The 23,774-nt window shown below is 39.8% G+C and carries 25 protein-coding genes; 6 read left to right on the top strand and 19 right to left on the bottom strand.

From position 1 onward, the window contains the following. Positions 1-134: 134 nt before the first annotated feature. A complete protein-coding gene (locus CFS04_RS01625; protein ID WP_088808857.1) occupies positions 135-1,832 on the bottom strand; it encodes a septation ring formation regulator EzrA in 1,698 nt (565 codons plus the stop codon). 218 nt (positions 1,833-2,050) lie between these two features. On the opposite strand from CFS04_RS01625, the gene CFS04_RS01620 reads away from it, so the two are divergent. The 3 genes from CFS04_RS01620 to CFS04_RS01610 all read left to right on the top strand — a co-directional run bounded on the left by CFS04_RS01620 (position 2,051) and on the right by CFS04_RS01610 (position 3,878). Beyond that, positions 2,051-2,539: a GAF domain-containing protein gene (locus CFS04_RS01620; protein ID WP_088808856.1), complete on the top strand. Its 489-nt coding sequence runs from the start codon at positions 2,051-2,053 to the stop codon at positions 2,537-2,539. 209 nt (positions 2,540-2,748) lie between these two features. Then, on the top strand, positions 2,749-3,351 hold the full coding sequence (rpsD, locus tag CFS04_RS01615) for a 30S ribosomal protein S4 (protein ID WP_088808855.1): 603 nt from the start codon (positions 2,749-2,751) through the stop codon (positions 3,349-3,351). Positions 3,352-3,530: 179 nt separating this feature from the next. After that, positions 3,531-3,878, top strand: a complete 348-nt coding sequence (locus tag CFS04_RS01610; protein ID WP_088808854.1) for a YxeA family protein — start codon at positions 3,531-3,533, stop codon at positions 3,876-3,878. Positions 3,879-3,921: 43 nt separating this feature from the next. Here CFS04_RS01610 and tyrS read toward each other — a convergent pair whose 3' ends face one another. The 5 genes from tyrS to CFS04_RS01585 form a co-directional block, all read right to left on the bottom strand. Next, positions 3,922-5,181 carry a tyrosine--tRNA ligase gene (tyrS, locus tag CFS04_RS01605; RefSeq protein WP_088809073.1) on the bottom strand — a complete coding sequence of 420 codons (1,260 nt, stop codon included), beginning with the start codon at positions 5,179-5,181 and terminating at the stop codon, positions 3,922-3,924. 298 nt (positions 5,182-5,479) lie between these two features. Beyond that, positions 5,480-6,478, bottom strand: a complete 999-nt coding sequence (gene ccpA / locus CFS04_RS01600) for a catabolite control protein A (protein WP_088808853.1) — start codon at positions 6,476-6,478, stop codon at positions 5,480-5,482. A gap of 245 nt (positions 6,479-6,723) precedes the next feature. Next, positions 6,724-7,809, bottom strand: a complete 1,086-nt coding sequence (locus CFS04_RS01595; protein WP_088808852.1) for a bifunctional 3-deoxy-7-phosphoheptulonate synthase/chorismate mutase — start codon at positions 7,807-7,809, stop codon at positions 6,724-6,726. A 200-nt stretch (positions 7,810-8,009) separates the two neighbouring features. After that, positions 8,010-8,516: a YtxH domain-containing protein gene (locus CFS04_RS01590; protein WP_088808851.1), complete on the bottom strand. Its 507-nt coding sequence runs from the start codon at positions 8,514-8,516 to the stop codon at positions 8,010-8,012. A 14-nt stretch (positions 8,517-8,530) separates the two neighbouring features. Next, on the bottom strand, positions 8,531-8,986 hold the full coding sequence (locus tag CFS04_RS01585; RefSeq protein ID WP_088808850.1) for a DUF948 domain-containing protein: 456 nt from the start codon (positions 8,984-8,986) through the stop codon (positions 8,531-8,533). A gap of 188 nt (positions 8,987-9,174) precedes the next feature. Between CFS04_RS01585 and CFS04_RS01580 the strand changes: the two genes are divergently transcribed. After that, a complete protein-coding gene (locus tag CFS04_RS01580; RefSeq protein ID WP_088808849.1) occupies positions 9,175-10,287 on the top strand; it encodes an aminopeptidase in 1,113 nt (370 codons plus the stop codon). 109 nt (positions 10,288-10,396) lie between these two features. On the opposite strand, the gene CFS04_RS01575 is transcribed toward CFS04_RS01580, so the two are convergent. The 6 genes from CFS04_RS01575 to CFS04_RS01550 form a co-directional block, all read right to left on the bottom strand. After that, on the bottom strand, positions 10,397-10,918 hold the full coding sequence (locus CFS04_RS01575) for a peroxiredoxin (protein ID WP_088808848.1): 522 nt from the start codon (positions 10,916-10,918) through the stop codon (positions 10,397-10,399). Between the two features lie 80 nt (positions 10,919-10,998). Beyond that, the gene (murC, locus tag CFS04_RS01570; RefSeq protein ID WP_088808847.1) at positions 10,999-12,345 is read right to left on the bottom strand and encodes a UDP-N-acetylmuramate--L-alanine ligase; all 1,347 of its coding nucleotides are present in this window, start codon (positions 12,343-12,345) and stop codon (positions 10,999-11,001) included. A gap of 258 nt (positions 12,346-12,603) precedes the next feature. Further along, entirely contained in the window at positions 12,604-14,796 is a 2,193-nt protein-coding gene (locus CFS04_RS01565) for a DNA translocase FtsK (protein WP_088808846.1), read from the bottom strand. A gap of 255 nt (positions 14,797-15,051) precedes the next feature. Then, positions 15,052-15,669 carry a YtpR family tRNA-binding protein gene (gene ytpR, locus CFS04_RS01560; RefSeq protein WP_088808845.1) on the bottom strand — a complete coding sequence of 206 codons (618 nt, stop codon included), beginning with the start codon at positions 15,667-15,669 and terminating at the stop codon, positions 15,052-15,054. 6 nt (positions 15,670-15,675) lie between these two features. Further along, positions 15,676-16,452: a DUF1444 domain-containing protein gene (locus tag CFS04_RS01555; protein ID WP_088809072.1), complete on the bottom strand. Its 777-nt coding sequence runs from the start codon at positions 16,450-16,452 to the stop codon at positions 15,676-15,678. 35 nt (positions 16,453-16,487) lie between these two features. Continuing rightward, on the bottom strand, positions 16,488-16,862 hold the full coding sequence (locus CFS04_RS01550) for a thioredoxin family protein (protein ID WP_088808844.1): 375 nt from the start codon (positions 16,860-16,862) through the stop codon (positions 16,488-16,490). A 75-nt stretch (positions 16,863-16,937) separates the two neighbouring features. Here CFS04_RS01550 and CFS04_RS01545 point away from each other — a divergent pair, with 75 nt between their 5' ends. Then, positions 16,938-17,381 carry a YtoQ family protein gene (locus tag CFS04_RS01545; RefSeq protein WP_088808843.1) on the top strand — a complete coding sequence of 148 codons (444 nt, stop codon included), beginning with the start codon at positions 16,938-16,940 and terminating at the stop codon, positions 17,379-17,381. Between the two features lie 19 nt (positions 17,382-17,400). Here CFS04_RS01545 and CFS04_RS01540 read toward each other — a convergent pair whose 3' ends face one another. After that, on the bottom strand, positions 17,401-17,601 hold the full coding sequence (locus CFS04_RS01540) for a hypothetical protein (protein ID WP_240310277.1): 201 nt from the start codon (positions 17,599-17,601) through the stop codon (positions 17,401-17,403). A gap of 4 nt (positions 17,602-17,605) precedes the next feature. Further along, the gene (locus tag CFS04_RS01535; protein ID WP_088808841.1) at positions 17,606-18,679 is read right to left on the bottom strand and encodes a M42 family metallopeptidase; all 1,074 of its coding nucleotides are present in this window, start codon (positions 18,677-18,679) and stop codon (positions 17,606-17,608) included. Positions 18,680-18,835: 156 nt separating this feature from the next. Between CFS04_RS01535 and CFS04_RS01530 the strand changes: the two genes are divergently transcribed. Continuing rightward, positions 18,836-19,147 carry a PepSY domain-containing protein gene (locus CFS04_RS01530; RefSeq protein WP_088808840.1) on the top strand — a complete coding sequence of 104 codons (312 nt, stop codon included), beginning with the start codon at positions 18,836-18,838 and terminating at the stop codon, positions 19,145-19,147. A gap of 123 nt (positions 19,148-19,270) precedes the next feature. On the opposite strand, the gene CFS04_RS01525 is transcribed toward CFS04_RS01530, so the two are convergent. The 5 genes from CFS04_RS01525 to CFS04_RS01505 form a co-directional block, all read right to left on the bottom strand. Beyond that, a complete protein-coding gene (locus CFS04_RS01525; RefSeq protein ID WP_088808839.1) occupies positions 19,271-20,110 on the bottom strand; it encodes an MBL fold metallo-hydrolase in 840 nt (279 codons plus the stop codon). Positions 20,111-20,178: 68 nt separating this feature from the next. Next, complete coding sequence (trmB, locus tag CFS04_RS01520; protein WP_088808838.1) at positions 20,179-20,817, bottom strand: tRNA (guanosine(46)-N7)-methyltransferase TrmB; 639 nt, start codon at positions 20,815-20,817, stop codon at positions 20,179-20,181. 7 nt (positions 20,818-20,824) lie between these two features. After that, entirely contained in the window at positions 20,825-21,601 is a 777-nt protein-coding gene (locus CFS04_RS01515; protein ID WP_088808837.1) for a phosphotransferase family protein, read from the bottom strand. Positions 21,602-21,765: 164 nt separating this feature from the next. Next, on the bottom strand, positions 21,766-23,226 hold the full coding sequence (gene mdrM / locus CFS04_RS01510; RefSeq protein ID WP_088808836.1) for a multidrug efflux MFS transporter MdrM: 1,461 nt from the start codon (positions 23,224-23,226) through the stop codon (positions 21,766-21,768). After that, positions 23,223-23,660: a MarR family winged helix-turn-helix transcriptional regulator gene (locus tag CFS04_RS01505; RefSeq protein WP_088808835.1), complete on the bottom strand. Its 438-nt coding sequence runs from the start codon at positions 23,658-23,660 to the stop codon at positions 23,223-23,225. The genes mdrM and CFS04_RS01505 overlap by 4 nt, the downstream gene beginning before the upstream one ends. Positions 23,661-23,774: the final 114 nt, after the last annotated feature.

Raw genomic sequence — 23,774 nt, 5'->3', positions numbered from 1 at the left:
TGGGACATGCGCCTCCTAAAAGTTATCCTTCACTATTTTACCACACATGTCAAGAAAAAGAAGTACAGACTGATGGCAAACGACGAAGAGTGCCGTTTATCATCAGTCTGATTGTCTTTAATAAACAAAATTGATTACACCTCAGAAAATGCTTTTTCGATTTTCTTAAATGCACCGACTTCCACTTTTTCAAGTGCGGTGACAGCAATTTCAAGTGCTTTTTTGTATTGGAAATCTTCGTAGAAATGCTGTTCTGCTTTTTTGAGTTCCGCATCAAGCTCTTGACTTTCAAAGCGATAACGGTTCGCGTATTGAATAACCGACTCAACAAGCGCCGCATTTTCAATAATCTCAGCGACCTTACCCGAAATATGTTCTAAATCTTCTTTCGCAGTTTGCCAGTTTTTCGAAACTGTTTTCATTTTAAGCGGGCGATCACTCAAACTTTCTTCCATTTTTTCAAGCGCTTCATACATATGTCCTTCAAGTTCATCATATTCAGCTGGAACACCAGGCAGGCGCGCTCGGTCAATTTGGCGCTTCAGTTGTACCGTTTGACGCTTCATACGCTCCATATCTTCACGCGCTTCAAGTTCATCTTTTCTAAGCGAGCGTAAATCCTCGCCAATTTTATCTTGCTCAACTGCAATAGTTAACAGTTTATCGTCAATCTCTTTTAATGCATCTTGAATGACAGAATAGGCCATCTTTTGCTCGCTAAGCTTCGCAAGTGTTTGGCTGAAAATCTCTTTTTGATCCGCGAGATTTGCTGAAGTGGCAAGATAAGTCGCAAGCTCTTCTTCAGAAACATGGTACGTTTCTTTCACTTCCGCAATTTGTTCAGCAAGTTTCGCTGAAAGTTCAATTTGCGCCTCAAGTTTATCAGAAACTGCAGCGCGGTTTTCACTAACAAAATTTTTCGCATGAACTTCGCCTTCAAGCGCATCATAAAACAAATTAATTTCCGTATGTATTTCAGCAATTAACGTTTCCGCATCAGAAAGTTCCCCCTTTAGCACGAGGTCATTGGCTTTCTTCACTTGATCCGTCAATCTCGCATGTTCTTTATCAAACTCAAGTTGTTCCAAAAAGTAGCCAGCCTGTATCATTTCCGCATAGCCCTCTTTAAGCTGCTCTAAATCGCCCGCTAACACTGTTTCGGTTTCATGTAGCAGTTTCGGCGTCTTCTCCATTTCTTCTTCTAAAACCTGTAAATCTTTTTTGGCTAAAATAATAATTTCACGAGCCTCTAAATGATCCCCTTGATCCGTGTAGTCATCATAGCGGTTAATTTTTTCACCCGCTTCATTAAGTGCCGCCTCATAACGTTCAAGCGTTCCACCAAGCTTAAAACCTTGTGTTAAAATCACGCGACGCATTTCCGCTAACTTTTCCTTCGTCGCCCGGCTTTCCTGCGCATTTTTTTCCTCGCTCGTTAGAAGTTCCTTTAAGCCGTTTAAAATTTGATTCATCTGCCGGTCAATCATAACTAGCATCTGCTCTAAATCATTTTCATTTTGGGTCGCCGAGCCAAAACGGTACTTATCCGTATTCATCTCTGCTTCCATCAATACTTCTTCAACATCAGGGAAAAGTCGCGTTTCAATTTCATCCCATGACCTTCTCCAAGATTCAAATAATTCTTCCGTTTGCCCCGTCAATTTTAATTTTTTCACTTTTGAAAGCTCATCAATTACTGGACGATCCCTAAGCGCCAATTTTTGCTCCTCAAGTGAATTAATTCTCGTATAATGTTTCTTTTTTAGTAAATAGCCAGCGCCGAAAAGGGCAATAGCAACAAGTATTATCCCTATTAAAATATAAAAAAACATCCAAAATCCTCCATTTCCACAAATGCTGTCCTTAGCTTTCTTACAAAGCCCTAATTAAAGTGCTAGGCACGACCTAATTCATCCTTTATTCTACCATGATTTAGAAAATTTTACTCCCGTTAACTTCATTTTTTTGAAAAAAAGTCATTCTGCTAGAAGCTACTTTTTAAATTATGCTATACTTCTTGCATAAATGAACATAGAAATGTGGTGAAATTATGATTGAAATCCCAAAATTTCAAGGCTCAAAAGAACAAAATTACGAACTAGCCTTTAAACAAGTGGCTGCACTCATTCAAGGTGAATCAAACATGATCGCGAATTTAAGTAATGTATCCGCCCTTTTAAATCAAGCTTTAGACACTATTAATTGGGTTGGTTTTTATTTATATGAAGAAGAGAGCGATCAACTTGTTCTCGGTCCATTTCAAGGTCTCCCAGCCTGCATTCGTATTCCGAACGGTCGAGGCGTTTGTGGAAGTGCATTGAAAGACCAGAAAACGTATATCGTTGAAGATGTTAACGCCTTTCCCGGACACATTGCTTGTGATGCGGCGAGTCAATCCGAAATTGTGATTCCTCTTTCAAAAAACGGCAAAATGATTGGCGTGTTAGATATCGACAGCCCTATCACATCACGTTTTGATGCAACTGATCAAAAATGGCTTGAGAAAATGAGAGACTTAATCATCGCTGAAATCAGTTGACAATACTGGTGTTTTTATACTATACTAGAAGGCGTGTAAAATGCAGCTTGTTTGATGAGCTCTAGTAAGTTGTTTACCCCCAGATTTCTGTGGTATATTGTGTAACCCTGCGGCTGCATAGGTGAAGATATATGAAGGTAAACTGCCCTAGCAGTGATGCAAACTCGTTTGTTTTATGCCAAAAAACAAATTAAAAGGAGGAGTCTTTAATGGCTCGATACACTGGTCCAAGCTGGAAAATTTCCCGTCGTCTTGGGATTTCACTTTCCGGTACTGGTAAAGAATTAGAGCGTCGTCCGTACGCTCCAGGACAACATGGTCCTAACCAACGTAAAAAAATGTCTGAATATGGTTTGCAACAAGCTGAAAAGCAAAAATTGCGTCATATGTATGGACTAACTGAACGTCAATTCAAAAACACGTTCAACAAAGCAGGCAAACTTCAAGGTAAACATGGTGAAAACTTCATGATTTTACTTGAACAACGCCTTGACAACTTGGTTTACCGCATGGGTCTTGCGCGCACTCGTCGTGCAGCTCGTCAACTTGTAAACCATGGTCACATTCTAGTAGACGGAAAACGTGTTGATATTCCTTCCTACCAAGTTTCTGTAGGTCAAGCAATCAGCATTCGTGAAAAATCTGCTAAAAACTCTGCAATTGCTGAAAGCTTAGAAGTATCTAGCTTCGTACCTGAGTACGTAACATTTGATGCTGATAAATTAGAAGGTTCTTTAAACCGCCTTCCTGAGCGTTCTGAACTTGCTGCTGAAATTAATGAAGCGTTTATCGTTGAGTTCTACTCTCGTTAATCGTCTAATGACACTTCAGTCAAAACCCTTTGCTTCTTGCAAAGGGTTTTTTTATATGACAATCACACTTTCAAAACTGTAAGCCAAACATTCCACTTTGTCATCTACATCGAGGGAATCCCCTACTTTCGCTTGCTATACTACATTTATACAATAACAAAAGAAAGTTGGTATTTTTTATGAAAGCATTATGGGGTACAATTATTACAGTAGCTGTTTTAGCCTTACTTATTGGTGGAGGCTACTATTTTATGAATTATAATCACATCGGGGCAGACACTTACTATACAAAAATCACAACAGATGGCGAAAAAGAAAATGAACATGCCCAATCCACACGTTATAACTACTCGCTTCCGGGCTTTAATGAAGACGGTGAGAAAAAAGAGCTTGATTTTTCTGCCATTAAAAACTTGCGCAAAGGCGCCTACTTGAAAATCTATACCAAACCGATAAAAGGCGTTACTTCCTATGAAGAAGTTCAAAAAACAGACATTCCAAAAGAAGCACAAGAAAAAGTTAATTAAAAAAAGGAATTTCACTGGTTAAAGTGAAATTCCTTTTTTTGATTTACGCGTAACGGACTAAGAAATATTTTTTCTTTCCGCGTCTAACAATCGTAAATTGTCCTTCAATGCGGTCAGAAGCACCAATTACTTTTTCAAGGTCTTGCGTCCGCTCTCCGTTAATATAAATGGCACCATTAGAAATATCCTCGCGCGACTGGCGTTTAGAAGGCTCGATACCAAGATCAACTAGCCAATCAACTAATTTTGCTTCATCTGTTCCCGCTTCAAAAGTTGGCACATCTTTAAAACCTTGTTCAATTTCTGCTGCCGTCAAACTCGCTACATCGCCACTGAAAAGCGCCGCCGAAATTTTTATCGCCTGACTAAGAGCCGCCTCATCATGGATGAATTTTGTCATTTCTGCCGCAAGCGTTTTTTGTGCCGCACGCAAATGAGGCTCTTCTTCTACTTGACGTGCTAAATCGTTAATTTCTGTCTCAGACAAGAATGTAAAGTATTTTAAGTATTTCACGACATCACGGTCATCTGTATTAATCCAAAATTGATAAAATTCATATGGCGTTGTTTTTTCTGCGTTTAACCAAATTGCGCCGCCTTCTGTTTTCCCGAATTTCGTTCCGTCTGCTTTCGTTAAAAGTGGAATCGTTAAGCCGAATGCTTTCGCGTTTTCACCTTGTTTTTTGCGGATTAAGTCGAGGCCTGCCGTAATATTTCCCCACTGATCGGAACCGCCGATTTGCAAGCGGCAATTGTTGTGTTCATATAGATGATTGTAATCCATCGCCTGTAAGATTTGGTAAGCAAACTCCGTAAACGAAATACCGACCTCTAGACGGCTTGCTACGATATCCTTGGCAAGCATTGTATTCACGTTAAAGTTTTTCCCGTAATCACGAAGAAAATCAAGTACGGATAAATCCTTTGTCCAGTCATAGTTATTCACCATGGTTGCAGCACTATTTCCCTCGAAGTCAAAAATTTGACCAAGTTGGGCGCGTAAACTTGCGACGTTTTGATTAATTTGTTCAAGCGATTGCAGCTTGCGCTCTTCTTTTTTGCCACTTGGGTCTCCAATCGTTCCTGTAGCGCCGCCAACTAAAATAATCGGACGGTGACCAGCGTCTTGAAAGCGACGCAAAATCATAAAGGGAATCAAATGTCCAATATGCATGGAATCTCCTGTTGGGTCAATGCCGCAATATAATGAAATGGACTCTTTTGCGGTTAATTCGCGCAAGCCAGCCTCATCTGTCTGCTGATAAATTGCTCCGCGCCATTCTAGTTCATCGATAATATTCATTTTAAAACCTTCTTTCTCGTTTTTAGTCAATAAAAAAGCCCTCCGCTAAAAATAGCGAAGGGACGTGTTAACGTGGTACCACCCAACTTTGAACTTCATTGTTTAACGGTTTTTAACCGGCTGCACTGCTGCAACGTGACTCCAGGATGTAATTCATTCCTTATTTGTACCAGTTTACAGCAACCACTGGTTCTCTTGTAACAGGGATAAGAAACTACTTCGTCCGTTCATTGTCATTTACATATTCAAATTATAGTTTTAGTTATACCATTATTAAAATCGTTCGTCAAGATTTGTTTTACTTTGTCGTACCGCGAAGTTTTTCGCTATGCGGTAAAACAACTGTTTTTTCTTCGACATCTTCATTTGTCATGAGCTTCGTTAAAAGACGCATGGCTACGGCACCAATATCATAAAGCGGTTGAACAATTGTCGATAATTGTGGGCGCGCCATAAGTGTTAGTTTCGTATTATTGCTTGTCATCACTTCTAGCTCATCAGGAACGCTGACACCAGCATCTAGTGCGGCATTTAAGACGCCGATAGCCAGTTCATCATCGGTCACGATAGCCGCATTTGGTCTCGATTTTAATCCAGAAAGTTTTTCCCAAGCTTTTACCCCAGCATCGTAGTTATAATCCGCTTCGATGACATAGGTTTCGTCGTACTTAATTTTAGCTTCTTTAAGCGCATCTTTATACCCTTCTAGCTTAAACTCGCGGTTAACTGGCTCATCTAAAGAACCCGTGATAAACGCGATTTGTTTGTGCCCGTTTGCTATAAAGCGCGCGACAGCCGATTTTGTAGCTTCCCGGTAATCAATATTGACAGAAGCAAGTTTCTGTTCCATATCGACAGCTCCAGCGAGTACTACAGGTGCTGGCGAGCGATCAAACTCCTCTTGCAATTGCGCCGTAATTTTTTCACCCATATAGATGATGCCATCCACTTGCTTTCCTAATAAAGTATTCAAAACTTGCAGTTCTTTATCTTCGTTTTCGTCCGAGCTACTTAGAATAATATTGTATTTATACATCGTCGCAATATCTTCAATCCCTCGTGCAAGCTCCGCATAAAAAACGTTGGAAATATCAGGAATAATAACGCCAACTGTTGTTGTTCGTTTGCTAGCAAGCCCTCGTGCGACAGCATTTGGACGATAGCCTAACTGATTAATGACATCTAAAACTTTTTTTCTTGTTACGGGTTTAACATTTGGATTTCCGTTCACGACACGTGATACCGTTGCCATTGACACATTCGCTTCACGTGCAACATCATAAATGGTCACATTCATCTCAATTCACACTCCAAAAAAATATTTAAAGAAGCAAGTTGCTTCCAATGTAAACGTAAACATGCTTACCTTCACTTTATCATACAGCAAACATTTGTGTTATGCAATTGTTTTCATCTCTGTTTTTCATTTATTTTCATATTAAAATAGCATGGATACACCATGAATATACATATTTCGATATGAAAAGGCTTACTTTTGAATGGAAAATAGTAGCTCTCCGCATGCAGAAAGCTACTCCTTTTTTATTTTACTCGATGAGCCATTAATTTTGATGCTAAAATTTCTTCCCAGAAAGCATCAAACTCTGGAATGTTCATTTGCTGTGCAGAATCAGAAAGCGCAACAGCAGGATCTGGATGAACTTCCGCCATCACACCGTCCGCTTCAATCGCAAGCGCCGCCTTCGCACATGGCAAGAGTAAATCTTTACGGCCAGTGGAATGCGTCACATCAACCATAACAGGCAAATGCGTTTCTTTCTTTAAAATCGGAACAGCAGAAATGTCTAACGTATTCCGAGTTGCCTTCTCATACGTTCTAATTCCGCGCTCGCATAAAATAATTTGACCATTTCCTTGGGACATAATATATTCTGCCGCCCCAATGAATTCCTCAATTGTAGCCGACAAACCACGTTTTAAAAGAATAGGTTTATTCACACGACCAGCTTCTTTTAATAGTTCGAAGTTTTGCATGTTGCGTGCGCCAATTTGAATAACATCCACATAATCAAGTGCCGTTTCAATATCAGCAGGCGTCACAATTTCGCTAATCACGCCTAAACCATACTCATCTGAAATGCGCTTTAAAATTTGCAAGCCTTCAAGACCAAGACCTTGGAAGTCATACGGACTTGTGCGCGGTTTAAACGCTCCGCCACGAATTAATTTGAGGCCTTTATCGCGAATAGAAGCTGCCACTGCTGCCACTTGGTCGTAGGATTCAACCGAACATGGTCCAAAAACAAAAACCGGTTCCCCGTTTCCAATTGGAAGGCCATTGACATTGACAATGGTATCTTCTTTTTTATTTTTACGAGAAACAAGAAGCGCTTTGGAATGGTCCTCTTCTTGTAATTCGAGTCCAGCTTTAAAGATTTCTTTAAACAAATGTTCAATTGTTGAATCCTCAAATGGTCCATTATTGCTTTCAACAATTTGATTTAACATTTCTCTTTCGCGGAGTGGATCAAATCGTAGCGAACCTTGCACTCCTTTAATTTTACCAATTTCTTGCACTAAATTTGCGCGCTTGTTAATCACATTTAGCAATTCAAGGTTGAGCTCGTCCACTTGATTGCGAAGCGCATCTAAGTCTTTGTTCACCATCAGTATTCCACCCTTCTGTTACCTTATATAAAGATTACCATTCATTATAGAGGATAACTCGTTCTTTGTCATCATTCTTTTACGCTTAATCGCTTTTAAGTGATAAAGAGTTATACCAGTTATATTATCATTCCTCACATGATTTGGCAACCTTTTCGACAAAAAAACATTGCACCAAATTAGTGCAATGTTTTTAAGCTTTATTTTTTAATTATTTTTTCGGCTTCCTCTTTGCCTGACTCGATTGTTTTTTTAGCATCGGATTTAGCTTTATCAGCAGCTTTTTGTACGCCTTTAGAAGCGCTTTCCACTTCTTCTTTCACGTTTTCAGCAGCTTCAGACGCAGCCTCAATATCTTCTTCTTTATTTTTTAAAACGACATCTTTTACTGATTTACCTTGTTTAGCAACTGTATCTGCTAATTGCTGTGACTTGTCTCTTACCACTTCTACAAAACCACCTGCGGAATCTTTTAATTGGCTTGTTTTGTCTTTAGCAACACCGCCAATTTCAATACCTTTTTCGTAGGCAACATCTTTCCATTCGTTACCTTTTTCTTTAAGTACATCCACATGTTCATTTAAATCACTACGCAATTCTTTTCCTGACTTAGGCGCTAAAAGCAAAGCCGTTACTGAACCGACAATCCCGCCGATTAAACCACCAATTAGAAAATCTTTTACATTTAAACCATCTTTATCTGCCATTTTTTTCCCCTCCATCAAGATATTGTTTCGTTCGTAGCTTCTTTTGCGGCTTCCTTAGCTCTTTTGCTTGCTTTCATTTTGTCTTTAAAAGCAAGGATTGAGTTGCTGATCGAAACTGCTTGAGCAATTTTTTTATCGTTTGCAGAAACTTTGTTCGTCGCTAATGTTGCAAGTTCACGAACAGATTGACTTAAGCCAAGTAGAGAAGTTCCAACATCACCAATAGCATCAAAAACTGGGTCGACTTTCGCAACTTTTCCGTTCACATCTTCAAGTAAATCATTTGTTTTGTCGAGTATTTTTTGCGTTTCCCCCGAAATTCCTTGTAGCTCTGTCGCCATCTTGTCTACTGTTTTTGCTACTTCATCAAGTGTTTGTGATGTTGATTTCAACGTCTTGCTTAAGTAAATTGCAATAACAAATAAGCCGATTGCCGCGATGAGTGCTGCAATATATAGAATGACAATCATGTACTCACACCTCCATATTCTACTTCTTTACCCTATCGTTAATTATGTAAAACTAAAACGATTTCACGTGTTACACATCTATTTTAGCAATTTCAAACGAAAAAATAAAATAAAATGAATTTTTATGCGTTCCCATTCCTTCTTTTTTCATGTAAAATAAGAGAGAAAACTTTTAGGGAGGCATTTAAATGAAAGATCCACGTATCCAAAAATTAGCCTATAATCTCATCAACTATTCCATCAAACTTCAAAAAGGCGAAAAAGTATTAATTGAAAACTTTGGTTTGCAAACAGAACTTGTTCAAGCTTTGGTGAAGGAAGCCTATGACGCTGGCGGTTGCCCATTTGTTTCTATCAAAGAACCTAAAATCGACCGCGCCCTTTTACTCGGAGCAAATAAAGAGCAGTACGAACTTATGGCTTCTTTTGAAGGGGCTGTGATGAAAGAAATGGACGCTTACATCGGTCTTCGTTCCGGCGACAACATTAACGAATTATCTGACGTTCCTGCTGAAAAAATGAAAATTTCTGGTGGTACGCTTGGAAAAATGCACACGGATATTCGTGTAAAACAAACGAGGTGGGTTGTTTTACGTTATCCAACTTCTTCAATGGCGCAACTGTCCGGTATGAGTACGGAAGGTTTTGAGGACTTTTATTTTGATGTCTGTACACTCGACTACGCGAAAATGAGTGCTGCCATGGATAGTTTAGTTGCTTTAATGAATAAAACTGATAAGGTGCATCTCGTGGGCCCTGGGACTGATTTGCGTTTTTCGATTAAGGATATTCCTGCTGTTAAATGTGCAGGCGAACTAAATATTCCTGATGGCGAAGTCTATACGGCACCGGTTCGCGACTCTGTACAAGGAACATTAAGCTACAACGCGCCAAGTCCCTACCAAGGCTTTGTTTTTGAAAATGTGTCGTTTACATTTGAAAACGGTCAAATTATTGAAGCTACAGCTAATGATACCGAACGCATCAATGAAATTTTAAACACAGATGACGGAGCCCGTTTCATCGGCGAATTCGCAATTGGTGTGAATCCATTCATTCATGAACCGATGGGCGACATTTTATTTGATGAAAAAATCGAAGGTAGTTTCCATTTCACGCCGGGACAATGCTATGACGAGGCGTATAACGGCAACACTTCTGCAATTCACTGGGATTTAGTTAACATTCAGCGCAAGGAATACGGCGGCGGGGAAATTTATTTTGACGATGTTTTAATTCGTAAAGATGGTTTATTCGTGTTACCTGAATTAGAAATTTTAAATCCCGCAAACTTAGTTTAAAAGATACAGGTAATTAGATAGCGGAAAAACAAAGAAGCATAAATCCAGTAATAATGCCATCGGGCTTTACTGAGTTTATGCTTCTTTTCATTTATGTCACGGACTCTTTTTACCACTCTATTTCGCACAGTCCACCGGTTTGCAAAGTTGTAAGTACTCGTAAAATTTCATCGACTTCGCGTGATACGGTGTTCACATGAATCGTTTCGTATTGAATTTTTCCAGTTGGGTCGATAATAAAAAGTCCACGCAAGGCTTCTTCATTTTCTTCGTCAAAAACACCATAATTCAGCGCTACAGTGCGCGATACATCTTCAAGTAAAGGATAGGTGAGTTGACCAATTCCGCCTTTTGAAATGGGCGTTTGTATCCACTCTAAGTGCGTTTGAACACTATCTGTTGAGATGCCGACAATTTCCGTGTTCAGTTTTTGGAATTCCTTTACTCTAGCCGAAATCGCGTTGATTTCTGCCGGACAAATGAACGTAAAATCTTTCGGATAAAAAAACAGCACGAGCCATTTATCAGATGTTAAAAAATCTGCTAGACTTCGCTTTTTGATGGTCGAATCCGGCATTACTGCCAGTTCACAGAAATCTGGCGCCTTATTGCCTACTAAACGAATAGCCACGTCAAAATTCCCTCCTAGTTGCTTTTTAGTGTCATATTTAGAAAAGAGCTGATACAAAAGTACCAGCTTAATCGTTCAAATTAAAATGCAGCTTTTTCTCCTAATGCTTGTGTTTTCGATTGGTTATCTAGTACTTTTTCATAAGCGGCTTGGAATTTTTGAACATCTCCAGCCCCCATAAATAAAATGACAGCATTATCGTAAGCAAGAAGTGCATCAGTATGCTCTTCTTTAATAACATGATTTCCTTTTGTTTTTTTGGCCAAATCATAGATGGTTAAATTCCCAGTTTTTTCCCGGGCTGAACCAAAAATATCGCACAGATAAACTTCATCTGCTAAATTCAAACTATCAGCAAAACCTTGTAAAAATGCTTTTGTGCGTGTAAAAGTATGTGGTTGAAAAACCGCAACTACTTGTTTATCAGGGTATTTTTGTCGCGCCGCATTCACTGTTGCACGAATTTCAGATGGGTGATGTGCATAATCATCCACTAAAATTTGATTCGCTTTTTCCGTAATGCTAAAACGTCTTTTTACACCTTCGAATGTAAGTAACTCTTTTTTCACTTCTTCCATGCTTAACTGGTCATAATGAGCAAGCGAAATAACGCTAAGAGCATTTAAAACATTATGATCCCCGTAAGTTGGAATTTCGAAGTTCCCTAAAAGTTTGTCTTCATGGTAAACATCGAATAAAGTGCCTGTTGTTTTTTTAACAACATTTTTTGCGATGTATTCATTTTCACTGCCAAAGCCAAAATAAACAACTGGAATAGTTAACACGTCTTCTAAGCGACGAAGTTGAACGTCATCACCTAAAGCAAAGACAGCTTTTTTTACCTGCTTACCAAAAGATTCAAACGCGTTAAAAACATCATCGACACTTTTAAAGTAATCAGGATGATCCCAGTCAATATTTGTCATGATCGCATATGTAGGCTTATATGCAAGGAAATGACGTTGATATTCACACGCTTCTATAGCAAAATATTCCGCGTTTTTATCCCCTTTACCAGTACCGTCACCAATTAAATAAGACGTTGGTTTGATGGCTTCTAATACATGCGAAAGTAAACCCGTTGTTGATGTTTTGCCATGAGAACCTGTCACCGCCACACTAGTATAACCATCTAACAATTGGCCTAAGAATTTATGGTAACGAATAACTGGCAAATCCATTTCTAATGCTTTTGAAATTTCCTCATGCGTATCTGGAAAAGCATTACCAGCCACAATAGTTAAACCTTCTTTGATGTTTTCTGCACCAAATGGGAAAATTGGAATAGATTTATCTTCTAATACTTTTTGTGTAAAGAAATACTTCTCAACATCGCTGCCCTGCACTTTGTATCCTTTATCATGTAAAATTTGAGCTAACGCACTCATTCCCGCGCCTTTAATCCCAACAAAATGATAAGTTGTCATTGTTTCGAACCCCCGTATTTTCAACTTGAAGAGGGTGTCTAAAAAGATATATATCCTGTAATTTTAGACATCATCTTATTTCCTGTTCATAATAGTGTTTAATGTAAAATAGTTTATGCACTCGTTCACTCGTTATATTATAGCATTTATCGCCTGTTTAGAACAACGATTCTTCTAAATCACGGAAAAAGGCTTAGATAATCAAGTAAGAAAACGTTTTAATTTATTCATTATCTGCGCTTTCATATGAATTTAGCCCTAGTTTGCCGTATCTTTATTCCGCAACTTTTCAAGCTGCTCATGTGTGATAATTACATCTCGTGGCTTAGAACCATTCGTACCTGAAACAATATTATAGTTTTCTAATGTTTCCATCAGTCTCGCCGCGCGATTATAGCCAATTCTAAAATGACGTTGTAGAAGCGAAGTTGAAGCGGCTTTTTGATTCATCACAAAATCGCAAGCTTCATCAAAAAGTTCATCTTCCTCCTCACGTAGCGTTTCTTTCGCAAGGAGCTCTTCTTCCACAAATAAATAGCTTGGCTCTCCTTGGTTACGTACATGACTAACAACTGCATCAATTTCTTCATCACTTACAAACGTTCCTTGCAGTCTGACTGGTTTACTTACGCCACTTGGTAAAAAGAGCATATCCCCTTTTCCAAGCAACTTCTCAGCACCAGTGGCGTCAAGAATCGTTCGTGAATCAATCGAACTCGATACGGAAAAGGAAACACGTGTTGGAATATTTGCTTTAATAAGTCCCGTAATAACGTCAACAGACGGACGTTGTGTCGCCACAATCATATGAATACCACAAGCTCTAGCTTTTTGAGCAATGCGACTAATTGACTCTTCCACATCATTTGGAGCGACCATCATTAAGTCGGCTAATTCGTCAATTACGATTAAAATATACGGGAGTTTTTCCCCAGAGTGCCCTTCTGCTTCTGATAATTGATTATAACGCTCCATATTGCGAACCCCTGTATGCGAGAATAGCTGGTAGCGTCTTTCCATCTCTTCAACAGCCCATTTTAACGCTGCTGTGGCTGCTTTTGCATCAGTAATAACCGGACTCACGAGGTGTGGAATACGATTATACGGTGCTAGCTCGACCATTTTCGGATCAATTAAAAGTAGTTTTAGTTGATCTGGTCGCGCTTTATAAAGCAAGCTAACTAAGAGCGAGTTAATACACACACTTTTCCCTGAACCCGTTGCCCCTGCAATAAGTCCATGTGGCATTTTTTGCAAATCCGTCACGATAGGCGCTCCTGAAATATCGAGCCCAAGCGCGGCGGTTAGCGGAGAATGGTTCTCTTGGAAAATCGATGTATTCATAATTTCAGAAATCATCACTGGTCGGCTAGAAGGATTGGGAATTTCAATACCGATTGTGCTTTTCCCTGGAATCGGTGCTTCAATTCGAATATCTTTTGCCGCCAAGCTCAATTTAATATCATCAGTTAAATTCGTAATTTTGCTTACTTTAACACCTTTTTCAGGTTGTACTTCAAAACGCGTCACTGATGGACCTTGCGTTCGGTTCACAACATGCGCTTCCACATTAAAGTTTTTTAGCGTTTCATTCAAAAGCTCTTCCTGATAATCAAGCCAGCCCTCATCCTTGTTCGATGAAACTGGAGGACTTAATAGGCGCAGCGAAGGAAGATAGTAAGAGGACGGTTGCTCCCCCTCTTCTCGCACTTTTTTCTCAGGAACGGTCACAACTTGCTCCGTTTGCGCCAAATAGGAATCCGCTTCCTCTTTTGACTCGTCTTTCTGATCGTTATTTACCATCATGACATTAAACGGAATATGCGATTTCGTTGCTGTTTTTTTCTGCGAAAACGTTTTTTCTGTTTTTTTCACTTGAGGTTCTTTCACTTCTTCGCTTTTTTGGAAAACTGGTTCTTCCGTGACTACAGCTGTATTTAAATCCTCAATAACTTCCGGTTTTTCCTCCACAAACTGCTCCACTTCTTCAGTAATTAACGAAATGCGTTCTTGTGTTGGCTTTTCAGATGTTTGGTCATCTAAATCAAATTCAAAATGGCTTGGTCGTTTATGGAAAGCAAAAACTGGCGACGGAACATCTGTCGGCGTGAATTTTTCTTTCGCTACAACTTTATTTTCTACAGTAGTGTGCGTTTGTGCCACTTTATCGATTGTATTATTTCTCGTTTGCACAACTGGTACCCTTTCTGCCTGCGCTTTGTCAGGTATAACTGGAAAGCGAAAATTACCTTTTGGGTATTCATATACCATTTTCGTTGCGACTGTCCGTTTTTTTTGCCCTATATTTACTGGACGTTCTGCGGTCCTTTTCATATTCACTTTTGGTTGTTCTCGTTTTATTTTGGTTTCTACGACTGCCGTCTGCTGTTTCGGCACTTCTTCTTTTGAATCTTCAAAATCCCCAAAGAAAAAATCTTTTAACCATCCCATATCTATCACACCTAATTTTGATTTTCTTTTTTGATTCTAACAGAGAAAAATAATTAAAGCTATACATGACCATCGTAATTTCGTCATTAATATTTCAGAACCTACTTTAACCGTTGCTGTATAAAGCTTCAAAGGGGTCATAATATAATCTTATATCCCAATTCTTAGGTAAAAAAAGAACATTTCGAAGCAGTATTGTACACACTTTTATTTACAAAAAAAACTAGCTAGACGATGCTAGCTAGTTTGATTGGATTAAAAAGAAACTGGAAAAGCTGCGCCGACTTCATTGTCGGCCTCTAAAACTAAAATACCTTTTTCTTGTGGCGCATCTGGAATCGCTAATTCTCGCGCAGCGCATAACATCCCGAAAGAATCGACACCACGTAAGTTAGATGGTTTGATGACCAGTCCGCTTGGCATCACTGCACCAATTTTTGCAACAACTACTTTTTGGCCTGCATCAACATTTGGTGCGCCGCAAACAATTTGTAATTGCTCGTTTTTAACACTCACTTGGCAAATGCGAAGTTTATCGGCATTTGGATGTTTTTCGATACTTTCAACGTAACCCACGACAAATTTTGGTGATAAATCGATATCTAAATTGTCAGCAAAGCCGGCGTTTTTAATCACCTCTTGCATTTTTGCGACAAATTCTTCCGTCAATTTGACTTTTCCATTTGCTTGTAGTGCGAAATAATTGGAAGCGTTGAAAATGTTAAAGCCGCTTAAATCGCCTGTTTCAGTGTCAAAAATTCGTACTACATCGCCTTTTTTCTCAAAAGAACGTGTGTATCGATTAATGTCTTTGATGGCAACAATTAGGGTGTCGCCGATTCCTTTTTCATTGTAAAATACGTTTGCTATCAAGTTCCCCTACTCCTTTGGTCTATTTTTCGCCATAATAAATATCGGTTCCAGTTTACCATTATTATACACAAATGGCAAAGAGGTAACTGGAACAATTCCTTCTGAAAAAAATTGCATCGTCATGTGTGCCAACACATCATAGCCAGTATTGTTTTTGATGTCGGCTAAAATCAGTACATCTTGATGTGGTATCGCAAGGACCATTTCACCCGTGAACTTGGCACGCATCTCCGCTAAAAAGGCGTCATTGCAAACGCGACTGGCGTCATAACCATCATTCGTTCTTAAAAAATAAAAGTCATTGCCGGAAACTGTATCCTTCTTCAGTGGCGTATCTAGTTTTCTTACATTTTGCATGGCGCTGTTGCGCAAATCATTTGGCGAAATGTTCGCCGCTTCTAAATCATTTTCCGTTAAAAATTTGTAGGCTTTTCCTGTATCAAAAACATAAAAAATGTTTGTTTCGGCTGTATGTTTCTCGCAAAATAATTTTTCTCCCGCTTTTGTTTTTTGCGGAAAAGAGCCAGCACGAATAACAGGCAAAATTTTGTCGCTATTTCCACTTAAATTGACTTTTTGACGGCTCGCCTGAAAGCCTTCATTGACGTAATACACGACTTTTTGAAAGGAGGCCTCCCCTTCTTCTTCAAATCGTGCAATGATTTGCGGAACGGATAGCGTTATCGTATGCTCATTTTCTGAAACTTTTAAACGTTCTTTTTCCCTATCGAAAGAAAACGTTCTTCCATCTTTTCGTAACATGTCTTCTAATTTTGCTTTCATGGCAAGTGTCGTGATTTTCAAAGAGCTTCCTCCTTTTAAAGCGCAGCTAAAAAGTCATTGATTTCTTCTTTTGTTTTACGATCTTTGCTGACAAAGCGGCCAATTTCTTCCCCGTCTTCAAATGCTAAAAAACTTGGAATGCCGAAAATCGCTAGTTCTGCGCATAAATCGATAAATTCATCACGGTCAACATGATAAAAAGCAAAGTCTTCATTTTCTGCTTCGATTTCTGGCATGACAGGCTCGATAAAACGGCAATCGCCACACCAATCCGCACTAAACATAAAAACGGTTTTTCCTTGTTCTTTTACTTGTTGAAACTGCTCAACAGATTCTAAATTTTTCATTTTAAAACGCTCCTTTAAGTTCTTCCTTGTTAAATCGTACCTAAAGTTGTGCCATTCGTCCAGAAATCCGCTTTCTGTAAAACATTTGAAGCGTTTTCTTTTTTTCGTTATGATAAATGAGAAAGGAGTGTTATAAAAATGAACTATAACATTTATTTAGCTGGCGAAATCCATTCTGATTGGCGAAACGAATTGCGTCATGCAATTAGCAACATACAAGGTGTTTCATTCACATTCACTGGTCCAGAAGAAAACCATGAAAAATCAGATTCTATCGGCGAAGTTATCCTAGGCGAGCAACCAAACGCGCTATATCGCGACATCCAAGCTTCCAAAATCAACAATCTCCGAACACAGCTTTTTTTAAATAAAGCCGATCTTGTGGTGGCCTATTTTGGGGAAGAATTTAAGCAGTGGAATACGGCATCGGACGCCTCGTTCGCTGTTGCGAGCGGAAAACCGCTCATCTTAATTCGCCCGGAAAAATTGCATCACCCGTTAAAAGAATTGTCAGAACGCGCGAACGTGACTGTTGCAACCATTGAAGCTGCGGCAAAAGTGCTTCATTATACATTTGGCTAGTCGCAAAAAAGCACGAAAATCAGCGATTTGATTTTCGTGCTTTTTTGCGTTCTGCGATATAAAATTGCAAGCCTTCATAAATGAGTATCATCACCCCTGCTACAAAAGCGGTGAGCGCCCAGCCTTGCTCGAAGTTTCCAATCTTTAGCGCACTTAAAATGAAACAGATGACGCCACTCATGAGAAGAGCCACACCGATTAAAACCGTCGCTTTTTTCAAAAACCTAAGCATTTTCACGTATGGTGTTGTATGTTGTTTGGTCGAGACTTCGAATGATGGTTGTAATCATTTCTTTGGCAGCAGCGTAGTCATCGACGTGCAAAATAGAATTGCTGGAATGAATATATCTTGATGGGATACCGATAACCGCGCTTGGAATGCCGCTTAACGAAGTATGTACTTTCCCAGCGTCTGTGCCACCTGGTGATGTGAAATATTGATACGGAATTTGATTGCTTTCGGCTGTATCGAGTAAAAATTCGCGCATGCCTCGGTGCATAATCATCGTTCGATCAAAAATCCGCATTAAGAAGCCTTTACCAAGTTGACCAAACTGTGTTTTGTCTCCTGTTGTGTCGTTTGCAGGGCTAGCATCTAAAGCGAAGAACAAGTCTGGTTGAATCATATTAGCACTTACGCCAGCGCCCCTAAGTCCGACTTCTTCTTGGACGTTAGCTCCTGAAAACAATGTATTAGGGAGTGCTTCGCCTTTAAGCTCTTTTAAAAGTTCAATTGCGAGCCCGACACCATAACGGTTGTCCCAAGCTTTTGCTAAAATTTTCTTCGGATTTGCGAGCGGTGTAAATTCAGATACTGGCACGATAAATTGCCCCGGTTTAAGTCCGAGTTCTTTTGCTTCTTCATTGGAGTCGGCGCCAATATCAATCAGGAGGTTTTTTGGATCCGTTGGTTTATTTCGTTCTGCATCGGACATTAAATGTGGCGGTACAGACGCGATGACGCCAATGACTGGGCCGCTCTCTGTCATAACCTGAACGCGCTGCGCTTGCATGACTTGCGGATTCCAACCACCAATTGTTTGAAAGCGGAGCATACCGGCTTTTGTAATCTGTGTCACCATAAAGCCTACTTCATCCATATGTCCAGCAACTAGAATGCGCGGGCCAGCTGCGTCGCCGTGTCGCACACCAAAAATGCCGCCTAACCCGTCTTGAATGACCTCGTCTGAAACTGGTTCAATTTCTTTTCGTACAAAATCCCGCACTCGAAATTCATCACCGGATGTTCCTTGTAACTCGGTCAATGTTTTAAACAATTTTAATGTTTCTTCTTTCACTGTTAACCACCCTTTCGCTCTAACTCTTTTAGTATAGCAAGATTACGTGTGTTTTGAAAGCGTCATTAAAAATACTTTCCATTTTCCGAAAGTGTAGTATAATGAGTACGTGAGTAAATTTCGCACATAGAGGGAAATTATTGAGGGAGGAAAAACATGGACTGGAAAGCTTTTATTGCAGGTGCTGCTTTTGGCGCTGCTGCTGGTCATTTACTGAACCATTACTGTCTTTCGGATAAATCGATATCTGGTGATGTTATTTTAGAAAATGTCAAAGATGCTTTTAAAAAGGAAGGACCTATTGAAGGCTCTTGGATTCAACTAAAAAAACAGCATTATAAAAAATATGCGATTGATACTTTCGTATATCACGGCGGAATTACGGCAATTCGCGAAGGCGAAAAGAAACAGTTTGAATTTATTGCAGATGCAAAAACGGGTACGATTATTGACGTATACCTTACATAAGAGAGCATGCCCCTTTTACATGAAGGGGCATTTTTATGCAATTTTACAATACCCCCTATAAGTATTCAGATAGATATACCCCTGCCCCCTATGTTAATTTTGAGCGCAAAAAAAAGAAGCTTATCAGCCCCTTTTCTTTTCCATTTTATTCGTTATCTCGCCAGCGCGATTGAGTTGAATCGCTTCATAAAATGCATCATGGTAAAATAAAAACCATGTTTGCTCATCCATCCATTTGGCGAACAATTTTTCTTTCGCAAAAATGCTGTCCATTGGATAGTCATCATAGGCAGTCACCCATAGTGGATTTAAATGCGCGTGTGTTGGGAAAATGTCGCCTAAATGAACGGCGTGCATCCCGTCAGAAGAAATTTCAACGATACCGTGTCCCGCACTGTGGCCCCCCGTATGATGCATCGTCACGCCAGGAAGAACCTCCATTTTTTCCGAATAAGTATGTATTTGGGCTTCAATTTTTTGCCAATTTTCCGGCCAGTACGTCGCTTTTGAGCGAATATTTGGGGCGCGCATCTCGTCCCATTCCGTTTCAGAAGCAATAATTTTTGCATTCGGAAAAACCGATGTGAGTGTTCCGTCCTCAGCAGTTCCCGTCAACCCTGTCACATGATCGAAGTGCAAGTGCGTCATGAGCACAAAGTCAATTTCTTCAGGCGTCACACCTAAACGAGCTAAATCCTGAACGATAAAAGATTCTTCTTCTACGGAAAAATTCCTTTTTTGTTTTTCTGTAAGTCGGTTTACCCCCAGTCCTGCATCAATTAGGACATGTTTGCCTGCGACTTTTAAGTACATTGGATCGGCATATGCCGCAATTTGGTTGGCTTCATTGACCGGATATTTTTTCTTCCAAAGCGCTTTTGGTACAACGCCAAACATCGCCCCACCATCAAACGCCAATTTTCCGCCTCTTAACCAATGAATTTCAATTTTGCCAATTTTCATAAGAGCACCCCTTGTTTACATAATATTATTATAGAAAAGAAGTCGCGCTGAGCAACTTCTTGTTTCGTTTATTTAAATGATGCTTCTAAACGGTAAATTGGAAAGCCTTTTTGTGAAAATTTCTCTTCGTATTCCGTCATCACATTGTCGCTGATTTCGTCGGCATGCAAATCGAGTGACACATAGCTTAGTTGCAAGCCATAGTCAGAAAATGCAACGAGCGAATATTCAAACAATCCACGATTATCCGTTTTAAAATGGATTTCACCATCAGTTGGCAAAAGCGCTTTATAAATATCTAAAAAGGTCGGGTTCGTCAAGCGCCGCTTCGTATGCCGTTTTTTTGGCCATGGATCAGAAAAATTCAAATAAATTCGCGCCACTTCGCCCGGTTCAAAATATTCAAGTAGTGCTGCACCGTCAACAGACAATAGACGTGCGTTTGAAACGCCCGCATTTAATACTTTATCAAGCGCAACAACAAGTACGCTTTCAACGACTTCAATGCCGATATAATTGATTTCCGGATTTTGTTTAGCCATGCCGCTTACAAATTGGCCTTTTCCTGAGCCGATTTCAATGTGAATGGGATTTTGATTGCCAAAAAGCTCTTGCCACTTCCCTTTAAAGTCAGCCGGATTTGCGACGCAAACTTCAGGATGGCTTAGCAATTTATCTTTCGCCCATGGTTTATGCTTTACACGCATGAATTGGTTACACCTCATTATCTTCTAAGATTACTTTTAAAAGCTCGCTCGCTTTTGAACGTTCTTGCTCGGCTAGATTAGCCGCATAAATACGTGTTAATGCCTGACATAAACCGTACCATTTTAACTTGTGGTGCAGTTTTTCCGAGTATGCTTCTCCGTATGCACTTAGCCACTCGCCCCACTTATTTCGTGAGATATATTGATAAAGGAGCATCGCTAAATCGCTTGCGTGATCGGCAAGCATCGCGGAATCCCAATCAACTAAATAGAGCTCGTCTTTTAAGGAAATCATCCAGTTGCTATGGTTCATATCCCCGTGACAAACGACCAGCTCATCTGAATTTATTTGCTCAGCATGATCTAAAAGGTATGTATAGGCCACATTTTCTGCTTCGTTAAACTGTTCCTTAAAGCTGTTTAAATTCGCGAGCATTTTTTCAGAAGATAAAGAACTGTTCTCGATTTTCCGCAACATTTTTTTTAGTGGCTTCGAGCGATGAATTTTACTTAAAAGTTGTGCCACGCGTTTATCCATCATTTCATCTGCGTCTAAAATATGAGCTTCGACCCATTTTTGCGCTGTAATAACATCTCCATTTTCAACACGTCTTGTCCATACAAGTTTAGGAACAATGTTCTCAGCAGAGAGCGCAGCTAAAAAAGGCGAAGAATTCCTCTTTAAAAAGAATTTTTCGTCTTCCTTTCTCGCAACAAAAGCTTGACCGGTTTCTCCGCCGGCAGAACTTATTTCATATTCAGCCCCAAAAAAATAATCCTTCATCTTGAAACACACCTTTTTAGTAAATGATTCATTACTTCGCAAATAAATCATGTCTAAAATTGATTGTACTTCTCCAACGGAAGTAAGTCAAGTCAACATATGTTCGGGCTTTCATTTTTTTGAAGTGAAAAATCCGCCTACTGGTTTTTTAGGCGGATTTCAAATTAATTTTTATGGACAACTGGATTTAGTCCAGAAGGATTTTTACGAATGAATAACGTTAGAACGCACGCAATAACGCTTGAGAGTGCGGCAATCAAAAAGGCTGTATCAATCCCGTGAATCAGAACGTGATTCGCAAGCTGTTCTTTCGTCTTTCCAACGACATCAGTTGCGCTGAGTGAATTTGCGAAGCTGCTAGCACTTTTAGACATTACAGTGATGAGCGCTGCTGTTCCAATTGACCCGGCAACTTGTCGCATTGTATTAAACATTGCAGAGCCGTGTGACGCCATCTCAAGCGGAAGAGAGTTGAGCGCCGCTGTTTGAAGTGGCATCATGACCATGGCCATTCCACCCGCACGAATCGTTTGGACTATAACAATATAAGTAAGTGTTGTCGATTCACCAATGTTCGAAAACATAAACGTCGCTCCAGTCATAATAATAAGACCTACTAACGACAAATATTTCGCACCAAATCGGTCAAACATCATCCCCGTAACTGGCGATAAAACAGCCGTTATAAGCGCTCCTGGAAGCAGAACTAAACCAGAATCTAGCGGTGAAAAGCCGCGCACATTTTGCAAGAATATTGGCAGTAACAGCATGCCTCCAAAAAGACCCATAAAAACAAAGAAACTAATAATCGTGGTTAAAGCAAAGGTTGGATTTTTAAAAACCTTAAAGTTAAGAAGTGGCGTTTTGGCTCTCCCTTGGTACCAAATGAATAGCGAAAGAACAACAAGCCCAATCGCGATAAAACCAACGACTTTAAACGTAAGCCAGTCATGGTCTCCAGCATTACTAAATCCGAGTAATAAGCTCCCGAAACCAACTGTTGACATGACGACGCCAAGAACATCCAATTTAGGAAATGAACGTTTCCCAACATTTCGCAGTAAGAAAATGGCTACGATAATATCGACAATCGCAAATGGAATGATGATGAAAAATAAATCGCGCCAAGCATATTCTTGGACAATCCACCCTGAAAGCGTCGGACCAATTGCGGGTGCAAAGTTCATGGCAAGGCCAATAAGTCCCATCGCACGGCCACGTCGTTCAATTGGAAATAGATTTAAAACAACCACCGTTAAAAGTGGCATAACAATTCCGGCACCAACCGCTTGAACCATACGCCCAGCAATAAGCATCGTATAATTTTGCGCAAATCCCCCAATTGCGGTCCCAATTGCAAAGGTAATCATCGCAAATAAATAAAGCTGTCTAGTTGTAAATCGCTCTATCAAAAATGCGGTCATTGGAATCATGACACCATTTACAAGCATGAAACCTGTAGATAGCCACTGTCCTTGACTCGCTGTAATGTTAAAATCTTTCATAATACTCGGTAAAGCTACATTCATTAGTGTCTGATTTAAAATTGTTACAAAAGCACCCATCAGCATAACTATTAAAATACCGTTTCTTTTTACCGAGGTCGTCTTCGCCTGTACATTCATTCTTGCATCCCTCTTTCTAAAATTTGAATCATTTGCTGATGTGTTGCAAGCATTTCCGTAAGTTCGCGCTCACCAATTTCAAGTATTGGTTCAAGTCGTTTAAAGAAAACATCATATGTAGTGGACGCCTTCTCTTCGCCAAGTTCTGTCAAGGCTAAATTTAACGTCCGGCGGTTTAGCTCCACCCGATTTCGTGTTAAAAATCCAGCTTTAACAAGACGATCAACGATTCCTGATGTCGTACTTTTACTTAATTTCATTCGGTCTGCTAACTCACCAAGCGTAAGATGAGGCTCACGTTTTAATGAACTTAGAGCAAGTAATTGTGTTGTTGTGATACCACGTTTGTCTGCCTCTTCAGCTAGATATTGATGCGTTTTTCGAGACACTTCACGAAAAGACAAAATAACTTCTCTTACTAACTTCTCATCCACAAAATCTTACCCCCTTTTACAATTGTTTGCATAGGAATAATTCGCATGCGAACAATTAGCAAAATGAATTATACGCCTTTATTCTAATCAGGTCAAGGCGGTTTTTTCGTCTCT

It is taken from the genome of Listeria sp. ILCC796, assembly GCF_900186175.1.
GTDB lineage: Bacteria > Bacillota > Bacilli > Lactobacillales > Listeriaceae > Listeria > Listeria goaensis.
This window is presented reverse-complemented; position numbering and strand designations above follow the sequence as displayed.

Coding starts and splice junctions, on each gene's coding strand:
- CFS04_RS01625 (WP_088808857.1), bottom strand. CDS start 1,832: ATGTTTTTTTATATTTTAATAGGGATAATACTTGTTGCTATTGCCCTT.
- CFS04_RS01620 (WP_088808856.1), top strand. CDS start 2,051: ATGATTGAAATCCCAAAATTTCAAGGCTCAAAAGAACAAAATTACGAA.
- rpsD (WP_088808855.1), top strand. CDS start 2,749: ATGGCTCGATACACTGGTCCAAGCTGGAAAATTTCCCGTCGTCTTGGG.
- CFS04_RS01610 (WP_088808854.1), top strand. CDS start 3,531: ATGAAAGCATTATGGGGTACAATTATTACAGTAGCTGTTTTAGCCTTA.
- tyrS (WP_088809073.1), bottom strand. CDS start 5,181: ATGAATATTATCGATGAACTAGAATGGCGCGGAGCAATTTATCAGCAG.
- ccpA (WP_088808853.1), bottom strand. CDS start 6,478: ATGAATGTGACCATTTATGATGTTGCACGTGAAGCGAATGTGTCAATG.
- CFS04_RS01595 (WP_088808852.1), bottom strand. CDS start 7,809: ATGGTGAACAAAGACTTAGATGCGCTTCGCAATCAAGTGGACGAGCTC.
- CFS04_RS01590 (WP_088808851.1), bottom strand. CDS start 8,516: ATGGCAGATAAAGATGGTTTAAATGTAAAAGATTTTCTAATTGGTGGT.
- CFS04_RS01585 (WP_088808850.1), bottom strand. CDS start 8,986: ATGATTGTCATTCTATATATTGCAGCACTCATCGCGGCAATCGGCTTA.
- CFS04_RS01580 (WP_088808849.1), top strand. CDS start 9,175: ATGAAAGATCCACGTATCCAAAAATTAGCCTATAATCTCATCAACTAT.
- murC (WP_088808847.1), bottom strand. CDS start 12,345: ATGACAACTTATCATTTTGTTGGGATTAAAGGCGCGGGAATGAGTGCG.
- CFS04_RS01565 (WP_088808846.1), bottom strand. CDS start 14,796: ATGGGATGGTTAAAAGATTTTTTCTTTGGGGATTTTGAAGATTCAAAA.
- CFS04_RS01555 (WP_088809072.1), bottom strand. CDS start 16,452: ATGAAAGCAAAATTAGAAGACATGTTACGAAAAGATGGAAGAACGTTT.
- CFS04_RS01545 (WP_088808843.1), top strand. CDS start 16,938: ATGAACTATAACATTTATTTAGCTGGCGAAATCCATTCTGATTGGCGA.
- CFS04_RS01530 (WP_088808840.1), top strand. CDS start 18,836: ATGGACTGGAAAGCTTTTATTGCAGGTGCTGCTTTTGGCGCTGCTGCT.
- CFS04_RS01525 (WP_088808839.1), bottom strand. CDS start 20,110: ATGAAAATTGGCAAAATTGAAATTCATTGGTTAAGAGGCGGAAAATTG.
- trmB (WP_088808838.1), bottom strand. CDS start 20,817: ATGCGTGTAAAGCATAAACCATGGGCGAAAGATAAATTGCTAAGCCAT.
- CFS04_RS01515 (WP_088808837.1), bottom strand. CDS start 21,601: ATGAAGGATTATTTTTTTGGGGCTGAATATGAAATAAGTTCTGCCGGC.
- mdrM (WP_088808836.1), bottom strand. CDS start 23,226: ATGAATGTACAGGCGAAGACGACCTCGGTAAAAAGAAACGGTATTTTA.